Consider the following 15,814-nt stretch of genomic DNA (forward strand, 5'->3'; position numbering starts at 1 on the left):
AAACACCGTGCGCGAGGTGAAGGATGTCAGCCTACGCAATTTCCGAAGTCGATGGCGTGCGCGATCCGGCGGGGTTCGAGGTCTATCGAACGATCGCCGCGAAAGCGATCGCGCATTATGGCGGCCGCTATTTGATCCGCGGCGGCTCTGCAGGCTTGATCGAAGGCGGCCCACCGCCGAAAACCATCATCGTCGTCGAATTTCCGACGATGGAGCGTTTGCGCGAATGGTACGCCTCGCCGGAATATGCCGAGGCGTTGAGAGTGCGGCAGACCGCGCTGGATCGCCGTCTGGTTTTCGTCGAGGGCGTCGCGCCGGTGTAGGCCAGCAACGACGTGGAAGCGGTCGTTCAGGCGGAACAAGGGCGCTCAGAAACCGTTTTTCCTGATGCCGCGCTGATGCGGCTTGAGGAGGACCCGATGAAGAAGCTGCTTATTTTGGCGGCGGCAGCGTCGCTGGTTGCGACCATGGCCAATGCTCAAACCACGGTCATCACTCCCGACACGACGACCGGAACTGCGGGTGCGACGATTCGGATCGAGCCGGAATATCGCACGAAGATCAAGAGCTACGTGACCGAGCACAAGATCCGACCGGTGGAAACACGGGAAAGGATCGTGGTGGGCGCCAAGGTGCCGACCGAGGTCGAACTCGAGGCAGTGCCTTCGGATTGGGGCCCGACGGTGACGAAGTATCGCTATGTCTACTCGGACAATCGCGTGATGCTGGTCGACCCCGCCACGCGTACGGTGGTGCATGAGATCGACTGAGGTGTTCTCGTCGCTCCATGCAAAAGGGCCGCCATGCTGGCGGCCCTTTTCATTTCCAGATCACCAGTGATGCCAGTGCCGGCGGTGGTAAAACCGCGGGCCATAGAATCGCGGACCGCCATAATAGGCGAACGCTGGGCGAACCACGCGACGATAGCGAACGACGGGATAGTAAGGCTCGTCGTAATAGCCATAGCTGCCATAGTAGGCCGGGTAATAGCCGCCATAATATCCGTAACCGGGACCATAGGCGTAGGCGTTCGAGGCCAGTCCGCCGATCACCGCGCCCGCGATCAATCCGCCAGCCACGGCCGGGAAAAATCCTCCTCCGCGCCAGTGGGCCTCCGCCGGCGAGGGGGCCGTTACCGCGGTCAAGCCCAAGACCGCCGCCGCGGCTAAAGCCAAAGGTGCTTTTCTCATGGACTACTCCTTTCCGTAATTCAGACGCCCAATACTTTACATTCGAGCGAAGTTCGCTCTTTCGCAAAACAGGACACTCGCTAAACACATTCGAGTGAAGTTCGTTGCCCAGGTGCCGGCTTTCAGACCGCTCTGGCGTCAGATTTAACTTTGATGAACGAATGTTCAGGCGACGGCTTTGAAACGGAGCCGGATCAATCGAAATCCAGAAAACCGGGCCGGGAGGACATCGGAGGCTGTCGGCGCAGCCAGGCAAGGTCGGGGACGGGACGGACCGTCTCCGGATTGGCCTCAAGCAACGCCTCGATCTCGCGGGCCACTGAAAGCGTCGCGACGTCGCCGCCTCGCGGGCCGATGATCTGGATGCCGAACGGCAATCCAGCGCCGTCGCGGCCGGCCGGTATCGCCACCGCCGGGTGTCCGGCATTGGTCACGGCATAGGCCAGCGCCAGCCAGTGGAAATAGCTTTTCGTCGGTGTGCCGTCGATGGCGGCCGGGTAAAGCTCGGACCAGGGCCGTGGGCTGATCGTGACTGTCGGCGCGATGATAAAATCGTGCTCGCCGAAAAATGTCTGCCAGCTCCGATAAAGCGCGGTCTGCAGCGAAAGCGCGCGTGCCACGTCGAGGGCGGAATAGCCGAGCCCCTCGGCCACGTTGTCGCTGACATTGGGACCCACTTTGTCCGGATATTTCTCGGCAAGCTCTCGGTGCCGGCCCAGAAATGCGACGGCGCGCAAGATCCGGAACACCTCGTCGGCATGGCTGCAATCCGGATGGGTCCATGCGACGCGGCGGAATGCCGATCCGAATGTCGCGAGCTTCGTTTTGAACGTCTCGGCGATGACGCGTTCCGTCGGCGCAAACCCGAAATCGCAGGTCGCCGCGATGCGCAAGCTGGCGAGATCGGTCCGTGGCGGATCGCGATAGGTCTCGCACACGGGCGTTCCGCCGGCGTGAAGGATGGCCGACAACGGATCGCGCGCGTCGCGATCCAGCATGCAGGAAAGCATCAGGCACGCGTCCGATACGTTTCTCGCCATCGGCCCGAGTTGCGAGATCTGCAGCCAGGCCATATTGCGGCTGTTGCTTGCGATCAGCCCGGGGGAGGGGCGGAAGCCGACGACACCGCAAAAAGCGGCGGGGTTCCTGACCGAGCCGCCGGTGTCCGAACCGGTCGCCAGCGGCACCATGCCGGTTGCAAGCGCTACCGCCGATCCGCCGGACGAGCCGGCGGCGGAGCGCTCGGGATCGAACGGATTGCCGGTGGCGCCATGAAGCGCATTGCGGGTGTTACCGCCCGCGCCCCATTCGGGGACGTTGGTCTTGCCGATGACGATGGCGCCGGCGCGCTTGAGCATTGCGACGATCGCCTCATCCTCGGCCGCGATGTTGTCGGCGAACAGAATGCTGCCGAAGCTCGTCGGCAGCCCCTTGGCGTCGATCAGATCCTTGACCCCGAGCGGGAGCCCGTGCAGCGGCCCGAGCGCATCGCCGCGCATTACGGCAGCCTCGCTTTCCCGCGCCGCCGCGCGCGCCGTATTGAACGAGCGCGCGATGATCGCATTGACGGCCGAATCGATTTCCTCGATGCGACGGATGCAACTGTCCATGAGTTCGACCGGCGAAAGCTTGCGTTCGCCGACCAGCGCCCGGGCCGTCACCGCGGGCAGATCGCACGGCTCGGTCATATCAGGGTTACTCTTCCTTGATGCCGCCCTTGCGGGCCAGTTCCTTCATCTCGGCGGTTTCCTTGGCGATGAAGCCCGGCCAGTCCGGATAGCGCTTGAAGCCGGGTTCGTACCCGACCTTCTTAAAGCGCTCGATCACCGAAGGACTTGCTATTGCCTCTTCCAGCACCGAGGCCAGCCGGTCGCGTATGGCCGGAGGGATTCCCTTGGGCGCGACCACGGTACCCCAGGAGACGAGGTCGATATTGGGATAACCGAGTTCGGCGAGAGTCGGAACGTCGGGAAGGAACTGCGAGCGCTTGGCGGAGAACACCGCCAGCGGGCGAACCGTGCCGGCTTCGAGCTGCGGCCTGATCGCGATCACGGTGTCCACGTGGTACTCTATGTGCTTGCCTATCAGGTCGTTCATCGCCGGCGCGCTGCCCTTGTAGGGCAGGTGCAGCATCTTGATGCCGGCGCTCGACTTGAACAGTTCGCCGGCGAAATGCGAAATGGTGGCTACGCCGAAGGACGCCAGCGACAGCTTGTCGGGATTGGCCTTCGCTGCCGCGACAAGCGCCGCAACGTCCTTGATCGGGCTGTCGCGATGCGTGACCAGCACCATGGTCAGCGTACCGGTCTGGGCGATCGGCTCGAAATCCCTGCCGCTATCGTACGGCACGTTCTCCTTCACGGCGTGCTGCAGGGTGAAGGTCGAATTCGAACTGGTGAGTAGGGTGTAACCGTCGGGTGCCGCGTTGGCGACCTCTTTGGCGGCGATCGTCGTGCCGCCGCCGGGGCGATTGAGCACGATCACGGGCTTGCCCAGACGCGTCTCGAGCTCGCCGGCAATGATGCGCCCGACGACGTCGCCAGCTCCGCCCGCCGGATAGGGCACAATCAACTGCAGCGATTTTTCGGGGTAACTGCCTTGTGCCGTTGCGATCGACGCGCAACCCACCACGCAGGACGACGCCAGCGCGGCCGCCAGAAACATTCGTATCATGTCGAACAGGTCTCCTGTCTTCCGTATTCCCCGGCAATTCGCGCCGGGGTTTTTCGGCGACAGCCATCCCGGATCGATGGAACAGGCTCCCTTGAATCGACCTCCAGATCAACCCCGTTGTTGGGCCGCTACCAGCCCTCCAGCACGATCTTGCCGCGCGACTTGCCGCTTTCCAGCAGCGCATGCGCCCGTTTCAGATTGGCGGCGTTTATCGTTCCAAAGGTCTGGTCGAGCGTGGTGCGCAGCACGCCCTTGTCGAGGAGGTCGGAGACGTCGTTCAGGAGGTGGTGCTGGGCGATCATGTCAGCCGTCTGGAATGACGAGCGCGTGAACATCGATTCCCAATGGATCGAGACCGCCTTGCCCTTGAAGGCAGAGACGGTGAATTCCGGGGGATCGTCGATCAGGCCGAACTTGCCTTGTGGCGCCATGAAATCGGCGATCGCCTTGTAGTGCTGGTCGGTGAAGGTGAGGCTCGCGACCAGCGCGACCGGCGGTACCTTCAACTTTTCGATCTGCTCCTTCATCGGCTTGGAATGATCGATCACGGCATGCGCGCCGAGATCGCGGCACCATTTCTGCGACTCCGGACGCGTGGCGGTAGCGACCACCGTCAATCCGGTGAGGCGGCGCGCAAGCTGGATCAGGATCGAGCCGACGCCGCCGGCGCCGCCGGTGATCAGCAACGTGCGCGGATCGAGGCTCTTGCCCGGTACGGCGCCGAGCCGGTCGAACAACAATTCCCAGGCGGTGATCGAAGTCAGCGGCAGCGCCGCGGCCTGCGCGAACGACAGCGATTTCGGCTTCTTGCCGACGATCCGCTCGTCGACCAGGTGAAATTCCGCATTCGTGCCCTGGCGCAGGATCGAGCCGGCGTAAAACACTTCGTCACCTGCCTTGAACAGGGTGACGTCCGGGCCGACGGCATCGACAATGCCGGCAGCGTCGTAGCCCAGGATTTTTGTCTCGCCCTCGGGCGGGGCGGCGCGCTTGCGGACCTTGTAGTCGACCGGATTGGCCGAGATCGCCTTGACGGCGACGCGGATGTCGCGGCCCGTCGGTTCCGGCTTGGCGGCCTCAAAATCAATCAGCGCATTTGCATCTTCGATGGGGAGCGATTTTTTGTATCCGACGGCCTTCATGTCCGTGCCTCCTCCGTGTTTGCAGATTGATTGCCTAACTGTCGCTCTAGCATCCGCTTGGCAAGTACTGTAAATTTGGGGAACTAGTCCCTGTTTGGATACTATTGGGGAAACTCCAGGAAAAACTCATGAAACGGCGGAATTTTGCCCGTCGGCCGGGCTGCGCGGTTGAAGCGACGCTCGATCTGATCGACGGCAAGTGGAAAGGCGTGATCCTGTTTCACCTGCAGGCCGGCACCCAGCGTTTTGGGGAGTTGCGGCGGCGGATGCCGGGGATTACCCAGCGCATGCTGACCAAGCAGCTTCGCGCGCTCGAGGACGACAAGCTCGTGATCCGCAAGGTCTACGCCGAGGTGCCGCCGCGGGTCGAATACACGCTGTCGGAGATCGGCGAGAGCCTGCGGCCGGTGATCGAGACGCTCAGGGCATGGGGCGAGAGCCATCAGGAAAGGCTATCCTGTGCGCCGGCCTCCGACACTGCGAAAGTGCCCGATCGCGCGGCCTGACCGGCAGTATTGTGTACCGCCTTATCTTCTCTCGTTACCGCCTCGCATCTATATCTGAGGCCATCAATTTTGGGATTCTTGCATGACGTTGACGATCCGCTCTTTCGCCTTGCTGCTGGTTTCCGCAGTCGTTGCAACGCCGGCGCTGGCGCAGGACCGGCGCGTGCCAACCTCGGGCGCCGAACTGCGGCTGTCGTACGCGCCGATCGTGCAGCGCGCGCAGCCGGCAGTGGTGAACGTCTATGCCGCAAAGACCGTACAGAATCGTAATCCGCTGCTGGATGATCCGATCTTCCGCCGCTTCTTCGGGGTTCCGGGCATGCAGCCCGAGCAGATGCAGCGCTCGCTGGGATCGGGCGTAATGGTCGACGCCTCGGGGCTCGTGGTCACCAACAACCACGTCATCGAGGGCGCCGATCAGGTCAAGATTTCGCTCGCCGACAAGCGCGAGTTCGAGGCCGAGATCGTGCTGAAGGACAGCCGCACGGATCTGGCCGTGCTGCGCGTGAAGGACGGACGAGAGAAGTTTGCGACGCTGGACTTTGCCAATTCCGATGAATTGCTGGTCGGCGACGTCGTGCTCGCGATCGGCAATCCCTTTGGCGTCGGTCAGACTGTGACCCATGGCATCGTCTCGGCGCTGGCCCGCACCAAGGTCGGCGTCACCGATTATCAGTTCTTCATCCAGACCGATGCCGCGATCAATCCCGGCAATTCCGGCGGCGCGCTGGTCGATATGTCCGGCAAGCTGGTCGGCATCAACACTGCGATCTTCTCGCGCTCAGGCGGCTCGCAGGGCATCGGCTTTGCGATCCCCACAAACATGGTGCGCGTGGTCGTGGCCTCCGCCAAGAGCGGCGGCAAAGCCGTCAAGCGGCCATGGCTGGGTGCGAAACTGCAGGCGGTGACGCCTGAAATCGCCGAGACGCTGGGGCTGAAACTGCCGAACGGCGCCCTGGTCGCCAATGTCGCACCAAACAGTCCGGCCGCGCGCGCCGGTCTGAAGCCGTCCGATCTGATCGTCGCCATCGAAGGGCAGCCGATCGACGAACCCAACGCGTTCGACTACCGCTTCGCCACAAGGCAACTCGGCGGCGCCGCGCAGATCGACGTGCAGCGTGGCGGAAAGACCGTCAAGGTCACGGTGCCGCTGGAGACCGCGCCCGACACCAACCGCGATGAAATCGTGCTCACCGCGCGCTCGCCGTTCCAGGGCGCCAAGGTCGCCAACATTTCGCCGGCGGTTGCCGACGAGCTGCATCTGGATTCCCAGGCCGAGGGCGTCGTGGTGATCGATCTCGCCGATGGTGGTACTGCGGCAAGCGTCGGCTTCCAGAAAGGCGACATCATCCTTGCGGTCAACAATCAGAAAATCGGCAAGACCAGCGACCTCGACAAGGCTTCGAAAACTTCATCCAGGCTCTGGCGCATCGTCGTGGTGCGCGGCGGCCAGCAGATCAACGTGACGCTCGGCGGATGAGCCCGAAGAAACCCCGCGAGGCGACCAATCTCTTTGCCGCGGCAGGGATGGAGGAGGATGCGCCGCGCCCGCTTCCCGACCGGTTGCGCCCGCGCTCGCTCGCCGATGTCGTCGGACAGGATCACATTCTCGGTCCCGATGGCGCGCTGACGCGGATGCTGGAGACGCGCACGCTGGGCTCGCTGGTGTTCTGGGGGCCGCCCGGAACCGGCAAGACCACGGTGGCGCGGCTGTTGGCGGATGCCACCGAACTGCATTTCGAGCAGATTTCGGCGGTGTTTTCCGGCGTCGCCGACTTGAAAAAGGTTTTCGACGCCGCGCGCGCCCGGCGCGAGATGGGCAAGGGCACGCTGTTGTTCGTCGACGAGGTGCACCGCTTCAACCGCGCCCAGCAGGATTCGTTTCTGCCTGTCATGGAAGACGGCACCGTGGTGCTGGTCGGCGCCACCACGGAAAACCCGTCATTCGAGCTCAACGCCGCGCTGCTGTCGCGCGCGCGCGTGCTGGTGTTTCATTCGCTCGATGCCGCCGCGATCGAAAAGCTCTTTGCCCATGCTGAGAACGTCGAGGGCCGAAAGCTGCCGCTCGATGCCGAGGCGCGCGCCGTGCTGGTGCGGATGGCCGACGGCGACGGCCGTGCCGCGCTGACATTGGTCGAAGAGGTCTGGCGCGCTGCGCGCAGGGACGAAATCTTCAATGCTCCGCAGTTGCAGGAGATCCTGCAGCGCCGTGCGCCGATCTACGACAAATCGGCCGATGGCCATTACAACCTGATCTCGGCCCTGCATAAGTCGGTGCGCGGCTCCGATCCCGACGCGGCGTTGTACTACCTCGCGCGCATGCTGGACGCCGGCGAGGACCCGCTGTTTTTGGCGCGGCGCGTCGTCCGCATGGCGGTCGAGGACATCGGGCTTGCCGATCCGCAGGCGCTGGTGATCTGCAATGCCGCCAAGGATGCGTTCGATTTTCTTGGATCTCCCGAGGGCGAGCTCGCGATCGCGCAGGCCGTGATCTACCTCGCCACCGCGCCGAAATCGAACGCAGCCTACAAGGCCTTCGGCGCGGCGACGCGCACGGCGAAGGAAGGCGGCTCGCTGCTGCCGCCAAAACATATTCTCAATTCGCCGACCAAATTGATGAAGTCGGAAGGCTATGGCTCCGGCTACGAATACGATCACGACGCGCCCGACGCCTTCTCCGGGCAGGACTACTTTCCGGAAGCGCTGGGACGGCAGACCTTCTACGATCCGCCCGATCGCGGCTTCGAGCGCGAGATTCGCAAGCGGCTGGATTACTGGGCCAAGCTGCGTAAGGAACGGGACAAGCGCGAATGAACGGTTTCGAGAATTATCTGAGGCAGGCTATTCGGGCCGTCGCATGTGTGGTGATGCTGGCGTCGCCGCTTGCCGCCGCGGCTGACAGCGTCGAGGTGGCGCCGGGCGTGCAGGTGACGAAGCGAAGCTATACAGCGCCGACCAACGAGCAGCCGTTCTTCGGATTTGCGGTCAAGAATTCGGACGAGAAGGCCGCGGACGAGAAATTCGTAAGCGCCATCGTCGGGGCGACAGGCTCTCGCGAAAAAGCCTTTGATGAAATAACCCTGCGTGGTTGGAGGGCCGTAAATACCGGCAAGATACGTGAGGCCGCGCTGCGGTTTAACCAGGCGTTTCTCATTTCACCGGAGCAGAGCGCCGTCTATCACGGCCTCGCGGTGGTCGCGCAATTTCGCTTCAATGATCTCGATGCCGCCGATGAGCTGTTCAGGATCGCGCTCAAACAGCCCAATCCGGTGAAGGCGCTCAGGGCCGACTATGGCCGCATGTTGCTGATCGCGAAGCGCCCGCGCGATGCGCAGCCCGTGCTGGAGCAGGCGGTCAAGGATGCGCCGGATTTCGGCGACGCCTGGACCAATCTCGCCATCGCCCGCTTCCAGAACGGCGACGCGGCCGCCTGCGCAGCGGTGGAGGAAGCCGCCAAGAAGCGTCCGTCCAACAATTCGGGGGCCGACCTGACCGCGGTGAGAAACGCCGCGCAGTGTAAATAGCTCGAGCGACGTAGCCCCTCATGGTGAGGAGCGCGAAGCGCGTCTCGAACCATGAGGCCCCGTCTGTGGCCTACATCCTTCGAGACGCCCGCTCTGCGGGCTCCTCAGGATGAGGGGTTGGGATCTTCCGCGTCAGCCCGACCTAACTTCGTAGACTCGAATGCTCGAAATGAAGGGGTTGCCTTGCGCGATCTTCTCGGCGTCGTCGAGCGTTGCCGCGTTGACGATTGTGAAGCCGGTGATGGAGTCGGGTCCGAGCGGAAGGTCCTTCGTTCCGCCTTTCGAGATTTCGCGACCATTGCCGAAACCGCCCATGTCCACGGTATGCGGCTTGGTTGCCTCGAACCATTTGCCCCAGGCAGCCATGATTTCCGGAGTGGGCTTTTCAAATCCGTAATGCAACAGAACGAACTTCTTCATGCTCGGCTCCTTTTCACAGATCGGGGCAATTGCTTTTTCTTTGGAGACGTCGCCTTCGGCGCGATTGCCTCGGCATAGTGCAGCGAAAGATCGATCCAGAATGCGCGCTTGTCCGCGTCGGCCAGTAGCTCCTCGGGCAACCGAACATATTCGCGCATCGGCCGGCCCTTCATGGGCTCGAAGATCCGTTCGCCGAATTCGGTGGTGAAACGGGCGCGATCTTTCGCCGAGAGCCGCATGACGAAATCGTTCTGGTGCAGCCCGATAAATAGATTTCCGTTGGCAAAGGCCGCTGGATAGCCGAACATCTTGCGGCGGGAGATATTTGCGCCTGACGGAACCGACTTGTCGAACAGGTCGATCAGCGACTGCGGTGATTTCGTCCAGGCCACCAGCCCCTCCGTCAGTTTGCAGCGGGCGCTATGCGCCGGCGTTCCGCAAGGTCGAACAGAAGGGGAAGCTTGCGGACGAGCGCCATCGAGCCGCTCACGCTGGCGCGCTTCGCATCGATCGCGTCCTGAAGGGACAGGCTCGTCCCGACAATCTGGAGCACCGCGTCGAACGGGGCTTCCAGCGTCCCCTTGCAATTGGTGATGCCCCTCTCAATAGCCGTCCCGAAGCCGCCGCCCGCGACGGTGAAGCCTGCCGATTTCTTGCCATGGGTGACCGTAAGGCCGATCCTGATTTCCGGCACGGGTGCCCGCCTTGCAATGGCGTCGAGGCCAAGCAGCACCCAATCCGGCTCGAACGTGTCGCCCGGCACCGGTGGGAACAGGAAGCGGCCGCCCCAGCGGATCAATTCCCGGATCGCGGGCTGAACTTCCCGGCCGATCTCGGTCAATTCGTATACCTGCGCATTGGCCGGTGGCGGCAAGGCGGTCCGCCGTACGACGTTGCACTCGATCAGGGCGGTGAGGCGCGTTGTCAGCAAGGTGGGGCTCATGCCGTCAAGATGATCCAGGAGATCGCCAAATCGCTTCGGCCCAAGAAGAAGCTCGCGGATGATCAGCAGAGTCCAACGCTCGCCGATGATCTCCGCCGCGCGGGCGAGTGCGCAGAATTGCGGATAGTGAAGATTGCTCATGCCGTCGAGGTTGTTTCCTCCGCATCATGTCGGTAGGCGAGGGCGATCAACGGCCCCACGACTGCGAATTGCAGGATCGTGAACGCGGTTTCGAGCAGCACGTAATCCGGCACGGAAATCATCACATGCTTGGCTGCCACCGCCAGCGTGGTGAACGACCACGACAGCAGGCCAGCGCCAAGTCCGTACAGGAGCCCGTCCTTCAGAAACGAGCCGCTACGTTGTGGGAATACGCGCGGGAACAACCACGAGAATATCGCGCCCTGGATGATCATCGAACCCAGTCCGAACGCGATCACCGGCTCGTCGCGATAGATCTGGAGCGCGTGGTACTTCTGCTCGAACAGGACAAGGTGCCAGAGATAGGCGATCGGAAACGAGGGAAGCAGGTAGGCGGCAAAGCCAAGCCAAAAGCCGCGGGCGCCGGTTGGACGGGCGACGTAAGATGCAGTCGGCATCGGAAAGAACTCCAGCGTACTACATTTTTTATAGTACGTAGTCCAAAATCTGGAGTCAAGCATTTCCGAGGATCGACTCGCACCGCGGGCTATTTCCCTGTCGTGACGAAATCCAGGATCTGATCGGTCAGGCGCGTGTCGGCAGTGTTGATCGAATACACCTCCGACATGTGACTGTGCTGCGGCAACAGGATAGCGCGTGCGCATCCGCTGGCTCGTTTGCAGGTGGCCCGCTTCCCGAGATCGAGCTGCGCCACGAACCCTTCCGGATCCAGTTCGGCGGCAACCATCATCAGCGGAATGTCGGTCGTTGCCAGACCTCTCGATGAGGATCGTTCGGCATAGCGCGCGGCATCGTCACCAAAATAGGCCCGCTGGGTATCGGCGAGCGGCATTGCGGTCAGGTCATAAATGCCCGAGATCATGATCGCCCCCGCGAGGCTGCCGCCTTTGATCTTGTGAAGTTCGGGATGCGAGACATAGGTCGCGACGTGAACCGCGCCTGCGGAGTGCCCCATCAGATAGATGCGCGTGGGATTGCCGCCGCGCTCGCCAATCGTGTCGGTGACCCAATTGACCGCGGTGGCGAGGTCCTCGGCGCCCGCCGGCCAGGGTGACAGTGGCGCGAGGCGATAGGTGACGTTGACGCCGATAAAGCCGTTCCTTGCCGCCCACAGCATGACGTTGTCGTAGAAGGGGCTGGTCGGTGTTCTCCGCTTGTTGCCGCCGACGAAGGCGCCGCCATGGACAAAGATCAGTACCGGCCGGGCTGACGCCGCTGTTTCCGGCAGAAAGATATCGAGCAGATTGCGATCGGCCGGACCGTATTTGACGTCCCGCTCGACCTTGACGCCTTGATACGGCTCTTTTTCCTGCAGCGGCGCGTAGAGTTCTGCGGTCTTCGGCGGATCGATGACGCGGCCGAGTTCCAACAGTGTCCGCGCGATATGCTCCGGCATCGGGCTCCGCTGCGCTTCGGCCGCGTTCGCCAACATTGCGGCCACAACGACCAAAGCCATTCTTGATAGGGCCATCCCGGCTTCCCACGCATCGTCGAAATTGGCCTAGTTTGGCCGATCCGGCGCTGGATTGGCACCGAATTCACCGTGACGATTCGCTGCATTTGCGCTAGGCAACGAGCTACCCCTTGGAGCCGAACCCAGATGAGCCGCCGCGACCGAAAACCGCTAGCCAAGTCGCGCACGCCAGGCGACCGTCCAAAGGGAGCCACGCCCTTCCGCAGCAAGAAGCCTGGCGACCGGCCGCAGGGCAACCGTACCGGCGGCAAGCCTGCGCGGCTTGCCGAGCCGCGCCGGGAGAAGCCGGCATTCGTGGTGGCGGAGCCCGAAAAGACCAAGGCCGAAGCTCCGCTACCGACCAAGGTTCAGACCGTCGTCGTCACCGCGGACGAAAACAACATGCGCGTCGACCGCTTCCTCGAGGCGCGCTTTCCCGGCCTCTCGTTCTCCCACATCCAGCGCATCGTCCGGAAGGGCGAGTTGCGCGTCGACGGCAAGCGCGCCGACAGCAAGGACCGGCTGGAAGAAGGCCAGAGTGTTCGCATTCCGCCGCTGCGGCTCGATGCGCCGAAGGGCGCAGGTCCGCTCTCCGAAGCCGCGACCAAGACGCTGCAGGCGCTGAAGGAGATGACGCTGTTCGAGGACGCCGACGTCCTCGTGTTGAACAAGCCGGCGGGGCTGGCGGTGCAGGGCGGCTCCGGCATCACGCGCAATGTCGACCAGATGCTGGAAGTGATGCGCGACGCCAAGGGGCAGAAGCCGCGGCTGGTGCATCGGCTCGACAGGGAAACGTCGGGCTGTCTGCTGGTCGCCAAGACGCGCTTCGCCGCCACCGCCCTGACGGGGTCGTTCCGCCACCGCTCCGCGCGCAAGATTTACTGGGCGCTGGTGGCGGGCGTGCCGAAGCCGAAGCAGGGCCGCATCTCGACCTATCTCGCCAAGGAGGAGAGCGAGGAGGACAGCATCATGCGGGTCGCGAAACATGGCGACGAGGGCGCCAGCCACGCGGTGACGTATTACGCCGTGGTCGAGACCTCGGCGCAGAAGCTCGCCTGGGTGTCGCTGAAGCCGGTCACCGGGCGAACCCACCAGTTGCGCGCCCACATGGCGCATATCGACCACGCCATCGTCGGAGATCCCAAATATTTCAACAAGGAGAACTGGGATCTGCCGGGCGGCCTGCAGAACCGCCTGCATCTGCTGGCGCGGCGGCTCGTGATCCCGCACCCGCGCGGCGGCGTGATCGATGTCAGCGCGCCACTGCCGCCGCACATGCTGCAATCCTGGAATCTGCTCGGGCTGGAGCATGATCGGTTCGATCCGATCGAGAACGCGCCGGAGGAGTAGCAGGTACGCAACGCACTGGCCGGCGCAATAACTGTCAAACGCAAAAACACGGCGATTTGATATTGTGCGATCCGGACGGTCCTGACATCAGGCCGTCAGGTGCAGGGGGATCGTGCATGAACGGAAATCTGGTTCGGCTCGCGTTTTGCTTCTTCGCTGTGATGGGAGCGTCCGGCGCACCTGGTTCTGCCCGTGCGCAGATGCTCGCTCTCGTCGGCGGCAGTGTCTACGCTTCGCCCGACGCTGCGCCGCTTGCCGATGCCGTGGTTCTCACCGCCAATGGCGCCATCGCCGCGGTCGGAAACCGCAGCGAGGTGCAAATTCCCTCCGATGCGCGCGTCATCGATTGCACCGGCAAGACCGTGGTCGCCGGTTTCTGGAACAGCCACGTCCATTTCACGCAAGCCGTATGGAGGAATGCCGGCTCCGTTCCGGCCGCGCCGTTGCAAGAGCATATGCGCGAGATGCTGACGCGCTGGGGCTTTACGACCGTCTGGGATATCGGTTCAGACGGAAGAGATACGCTCGCGCTGCGCCGCCGGGTTAACTCCGGCGAGGTGCCGGGCCCGGATATTTATACGACTGGCAGCATCTTCCCTAGGGACGGCCATCCCGCCTACTTGCCCGCGGAGATGAAGCTGCCGGAAGCTTCCACGCCGGAAGAGGCCACGCAATTGACGCGCACCTATATGGGCTTTGGTCTTGATGGCGTGAAACTGTTCACCGGCTCCTTCAAGGGCACCGGAAAGCCGGTCGTTAACATGGACCCAGCGATTGCCAAAGCGGCGGTCGACGTGGCGCATGCCGCGGGTAAGCCAGCGTTCGCCCATCCGCAAAACATGGCGGGCGTCGATGCCGTGATTGCGGCCGGCGTCGACATCATGGCGCACACGGTGCCGGGCGGGCCGGTCTATTCGCCCGAGCAGCTCGCGCGATTCAAGCAGCAGCGCATTGCCCTGGTTCCGACGCTGTCGCTGTTCGCAAAACTTCCCGTTGCGCCCGATATCGCTGCGCGCCTCATCGCGACGACTGTCGCTCAAGTCAAGGCGTTCTCCGACAATGGCGGCCCTGTCCTGTTCGGCACCGATGTCGGCTTCACCACCTATTACGACACCACGCTCGAGTATGAGCTGATGCATCGCGCGCTGTCGGAGCGCCAGATCCTGGCGTCGCTGACGACCAATCCCGCGCAATATTTCAAGGCGGCGAAGAAGGGGCGGGTCGAGAAGGAATTCGACGCCGATCTCGTGGTGCTTGACGGCGATCCATTCGCCGACGTCACCAATCTCGCCAAGGTCGCCTACACGATCCGGGCGGGAAAGGTGATCTATCAGAAGCCGTGAACTGACAACCGGCCCTCTCTCCGTCATTCCGGGGCGCGCGCAGCGCGAGCCCGGAATCCATCTATCCATGTGCGCGCGGCCAAATGGATTCCGGGCTCGCGACTTCGTCGCGCCCCGGAATGACGCCGATGGAGACTGATGCGGCGAATGGGCGATTCCGGCGAACGGAACCGGGCATAAGGGGGCTCAGCGACCCGCTAGTGGAACCAGCATCGCAGGTTGCCGCCGCAACCTCCTCATCGCCTTTATTTGCATCCATCGGCATCGTATTGTCGGGACTGGATAATCACCGACCTGTTGGAAGCCGCATGCGCGAACTATTCGATGAAGTTGCCGGGCAGTCTCCGCTCGATCCGACCGAAGCAGTGCGCCGCGCCACGCGCGCGCCCCAGCGCAAGCGCATCTACAAGGAAGCCGGCGTAGCACCGGCCGATGGCGGGTTTGCCGTGACGCTGGACGGCAAGCCGATCCGCACGCCTTCCGGCCGCCAGGTCATAGCGCCGGCGAGCGCTATTGCCGAGCACATCGCCGCCGAATGGAATGCGCAAGGCGAGACCATCGATCCCCTGACCATGCCGCTGACGCGCTTCGCCAATTCTGTCGCCGAGGTCGCCGATCGCGTCGATGCCGTGGCCGACGATGTCGCAAAATACCTCGGCTCCGACTTGCTGTTCTACCGCGCCGGCCATCCCGAGGCGCTGGTCGCGCGGGAAGCCGCGCATTGGGACCCGGTGCTGTCATGGGCCGCGAACGAGCTCGGGGCTCATTTCATCCTGTCGGAGGGGATCGTGCATGTCACCCAGCCGGAGCAGGCGATCAAGGCCGCCCGTAACGTGTTTCCGGCCGACCCTTGGGCCGTGGCGGCGCTGCATGTGGTGACGACGTTGACAGGCTCCGCGCTACTGGCGTTGGCGTTGCTGCGCGGGGCCCTCGATTCCGACCAGGTTTGGGCGGCCGCCCATGTCGATGATGACTGGAACGCCGAGAAATGGGGCGTGGACGAGGAGGTGACGGCTCGCCGGGCCGCCCGGCTGGTCGATTTCCGGGCCGCGGTGACCATTCTGGACGCCCTGAAGGCCTGAGCGCCTGTTGCCGGTTAAGGAGAGGT

The 15,814-nt window shown here is 63.3% G+C and carries 18 protein-coding genes; 9 read left to right on the top strand and 9 right to left on the bottom strand.

The annotated features are described in order from the left end of the window. Positions 1-23 precede the first annotated feature (23 nt). A complete protein-coding gene (locus V1292_RS21115; protein ID WP_334374601.1) occupies positions 24-323 on the top strand; it encodes a DUF1330 domain-containing protein in 300 nt (99 codons plus the stop codon). 12 nt (positions 324-335) lie between these two features. Beyond that, a complete protein-coding gene (locus tag V1292_RS21120; protein WP_334374602.1) occupies positions 336-770 on the top strand; it encodes a DUF1236 domain-containing protein in 435 nt (144 codons plus the stop codon). 60 nt (positions 771-830) lie between these two features. On the opposite strand, the gene V1292_RS21125 is transcribed toward V1292_RS21120, so the two are convergent. The 4 genes from V1292_RS21125 to V1292_RS21140 form a co-directional block, all read right to left on the bottom strand. Continuing rightward, the gene (locus V1292_RS21125) at positions 831-1,190 is read right to left on the bottom strand and encodes a hypothetical protein (RefSeq protein WP_334374603.1); all 360 of its coding nucleotides are present in this window, start codon (positions 1,188-1,190) and stop codon (positions 831-833) included. A gap of 194 nt (positions 1,191-1,384) precedes the next feature. Then, positions 1,385-2,878 (bottom strand): amidase, encoded by a 1,494-nt coding sequence (locus V1292_RS21130; RefSeq protein ID WP_334374604.1) that lies wholly within the window; start codon positions 2,876-2,878, stop codon positions 1,385-1,387. Between the two features lie 7 nt (positions 2,879-2,885). Then, positions 2,886-3,863, bottom strand: a complete 978-nt coding sequence (locus tag V1292_RS21135; RefSeq protein WP_334374605.1) for a Bug family tripartite tricarboxylate transporter substrate binding protein — start codon at positions 3,861-3,863, stop codon at positions 2,886-2,888. A gap of 128 nt (positions 3,864-3,991) precedes the next feature. Beyond that, entirely contained in the window at positions 3,992-5,005 is a 1,014-nt protein-coding gene (locus tag V1292_RS21140; protein ID WP_334374606.1) for a zinc-binding alcohol dehydrogenase family protein, read from the bottom strand. 128 nt (positions 5,006-5,133) lie between these two features. Between V1292_RS21140 and V1292_RS21145 the strand changes: the two genes are divergently transcribed. The 4 genes from V1292_RS21145 to V1292_RS21160 all read left to right on the top strand — a co-directional run bounded on the left by V1292_RS21145 (position 5,134) and on the right by V1292_RS21160 (position 9,035). Further along, the gene (locus tag V1292_RS21145) at positions 5,134-5,511 is read left to right on the top strand and encodes a winged helix-turn-helix transcriptional regulator (RefSeq protein ID WP_334374607.1); all 378 of its coding nucleotides are present in this window, start codon (positions 5,134-5,136) and stop codon (positions 5,509-5,511) included. An 82-nt stretch (positions 5,512-5,593) separates the two neighbouring features. Then, the gene (locus tag V1292_RS21150; protein WP_334374608.1) at positions 5,594-6,991 is read left to right on the top strand and encodes a DegQ family serine endoprotease; all 1,398 of its coding nucleotides are present in this window, start codon (positions 5,594-5,596) and stop codon (positions 6,989-6,991) included. Continuing rightward, entirely contained in the window at positions 6,988-8,325 is a 1,338-nt protein-coding gene (locus V1292_RS21155; protein WP_334374609.1) for a replication-associated recombination protein A, read from the top strand. The genes V1292_RS21150 and V1292_RS21155 overlap by 4 nt, the downstream gene beginning before the upstream one ends. After that, positions 8,322-9,035 carry a tetratricopeptide repeat protein gene (locus V1292_RS21160; protein WP_334374610.1) on the top strand — a complete coding sequence of 238 codons (714 nt, stop codon included), beginning with the start codon at positions 8,322-8,324 and terminating at the stop codon, positions 9,033-9,035. The genes V1292_RS21155 and V1292_RS21160 overlap by 4 nt, the downstream gene beginning before the upstream one ends. A 132-nt stretch (positions 9,036-9,167) precedes the next feature. Here V1292_RS21160 and V1292_RS21165 read toward each other — a convergent pair whose 3' ends face one another. The 5 genes from V1292_RS21165 to V1292_RS21185 form a co-directional block, all read right to left on the bottom strand. Then, entirely contained in the window at positions 9,168-9,455 is a 288-nt protein-coding gene (locus tag V1292_RS21165) for a hypothetical protein (RefSeq protein ID WP_334374611.1), read from the bottom strand. Then, on the bottom strand, positions 9,452-9,847 hold the full coding sequence (locus V1292_RS21170; protein WP_334374612.1) for a TfoX/Sxy family protein: 396 nt from the start codon (positions 9,845-9,847) through the stop codon (positions 9,452-9,454). Before V1292_RS21170 ends, V1292_RS21165 begins: the two co-directional genes overlap by 4 nt. 11 nt (positions 9,848-9,858) lie before the next feature. Next, positions 9,859-10,539: a winged helix-turn-helix transcriptional regulator gene (locus V1292_RS21175; RefSeq protein ID WP_334374613.1), complete on the bottom strand. Its 681-nt coding sequence runs from the start codon at positions 10,537-10,539 to the stop codon at positions 9,859-9,861. Next, positions 10,536-10,997, bottom strand: a complete 462-nt coding sequence (locus tag V1292_RS21180) for a hypothetical protein (RefSeq protein WP_334374614.1) — start codon at positions 10,995-10,997, stop codon at positions 10,536-10,538. The genes V1292_RS21175 and V1292_RS21180 overlap by 4 nt, the downstream gene beginning before the upstream one ends. Positions 10,998-11,086: 89 nt before the next feature. After that, positions 11,087-12,016, bottom strand: coding sequence for an alpha/beta hydrolase (locus V1292_RS21185; RefSeq protein ID WP_334374615.1), 930 nt, complete (start codon positions 12,014-12,016; stop codon positions 11,087-11,089). A 144-nt stretch (positions 12,017-12,160) separates the two neighbouring features. On the opposite strand from V1292_RS21185, the gene V1292_RS21190 reads away from it, so the two are divergent. From V1292_RS21190 to V1292_RS21200, 3 genes are all read left to right on the top strand, one after another. Continuing rightward, a complete protein-coding gene (locus tag V1292_RS21190) occupies positions 12,161-13,363 on the top strand; it encodes an RluA family pseudouridine synthase (protein WP_334374616.1) in 1,203 nt (400 codons plus the stop codon). A gap of 116 nt (positions 13,364-13,479) precedes the next feature. Next, positions 13,480-14,706 carry an amidohydrolase family protein gene (locus tag V1292_RS21195; RefSeq protein ID WP_334374617.1) on the top strand — a complete coding sequence of 409 codons (1,227 nt, stop codon included), beginning with the start codon at positions 13,480-13,482 and terminating at the stop codon, positions 14,704-14,706. Between the two features lie 308 nt (positions 14,707-15,014). Further along, positions 15,015-15,788 carry an ATP12 family chaperone protein gene (locus V1292_RS21200; RefSeq protein WP_334374619.1) on the top strand — a complete coding sequence of 258 codons (774 nt, stop codon included), beginning with the start codon at positions 15,015-15,017 and terminating at the stop codon, positions 15,786-15,788. The last annotated feature ends 26 nt before the right edge of the window (positions 15,789-15,814 follow it).

Source organism: Bradyrhizobium sp. AZCC 1719 (assembly GCF_036924525.1).
Classification (GTDB): domain Bacteria; phylum Pseudomonadota; class Alphaproteobacteria; order Rhizobiales; family Xanthobacteraceae; genus Bradyrhizobium.

Excerpts from the sequence above, each read along its gene's own strand:
- V1292_RS21165 (WP_334374611.1), bottom strand. The coding sequence starts at position 9,455 with ATGAAGAAGTTCGTTCTGTTGCATTACGGATTTGAAAAGCCCACTCCG.
- V1292_RS21155 (WP_334374609.1), top strand. The coding sequence starts at position 6,988 with ATGAGCCCGAAGAAACCCCGCGAGGCGACCAATCTCTTTGCCGCGGCA.
- V1292_RS21125 (WP_334374603.1), bottom strand. The coding sequence starts at position 1,190 with ATGAGAAAAGCACCTTTGGCTTTAGCCGCGGCGGCGGTCTTGGGCTTG.
- V1292_RS21190 (WP_334374616.1), top strand. The coding sequence starts at position 12,161 with ATGAGCCGCCGCGACCGAAAACCGCTAGCCAAGTCGCGCACGCCAGGC.
- V1292_RS21145 (WP_334374607.1), top strand. The coding sequence starts at position 5,134 with ATGAAACGGCGGAATTTTGCCCGTCGGCCGGGCTGCGCGGTTGAAGCG.
- V1292_RS21140 (WP_334374606.1), bottom strand. The coding sequence starts at position 5,005 with ATGAAGGCCGTCGGATACAAAAAATCGCTCCCCATCGAAGATGCAAAT.
- V1292_RS21195 (WP_334374617.1), top strand. The coding sequence starts at position 13,480 with ATGAACGGAAATCTGGTTCGGCTCGCGTTTTGCTTCTTCGCTGTGATG.
- V1292_RS21200 (WP_334374619.1), top strand. The coding sequence starts at position 15,015 with ATGCGCGAACTATTCGATGAAGTTGCCGGGCAGTCTCCGCTCGATCCG.
- V1292_RS21150 (WP_334374608.1), top strand. The coding sequence starts at position 5,594 with ATGACGTTGACGATCCGCTCTTTCGCCTTGCTGCTGGTTTCCGCAGTC.
- V1292_RS21115 (WP_334374601.1), top strand. The coding sequence starts at position 24 with ATGTCAGCCTACGCAATTTCCGAAGTCGATGGCGTGCGCGATCCGGCG.
- V1292_RS21160 (WP_334374610.1), top strand. The coding sequence starts at position 8,322 with ATGAACGGTTTCGAGAATTATCTGAGGCAGGCTATTCGGGCCGTCGCA.
- V1292_RS21130 (WP_334374604.1), bottom strand. The coding sequence starts at position 2,878 with ATGACCGAGCCGTGCGATCTGCCCGCGGTGACGGCCCGGGCGCTGGTC.
- V1292_RS21175 (WP_334374613.1), bottom strand. The coding sequence starts at position 10,539 with ATGAGCAATCTTCACTATCCGCAATTCTGCGCACTCGCCCGCGCGGCG.
- V1292_RS21185 (WP_334374615.1), bottom strand. The coding sequence starts at position 12,016 with ATGGCTTTGGTCGTTGTGGCCGCAATGTTGGCGAACGCGGCCGAAGCG.
- V1292_RS21180 (WP_334374614.1), bottom strand. The coding sequence starts at position 10,997 with ATGCCGACTGCATCTTACGTCGCCCGTCCAACCGGCGCCCGCGGCTTT.
- V1292_RS21135 (WP_334374605.1), bottom strand. The coding sequence starts at position 3,863 with ATGATACGAATGTTTCTGGCGGCCGCGCTGGCGTCGTCCTGCGTGGTG.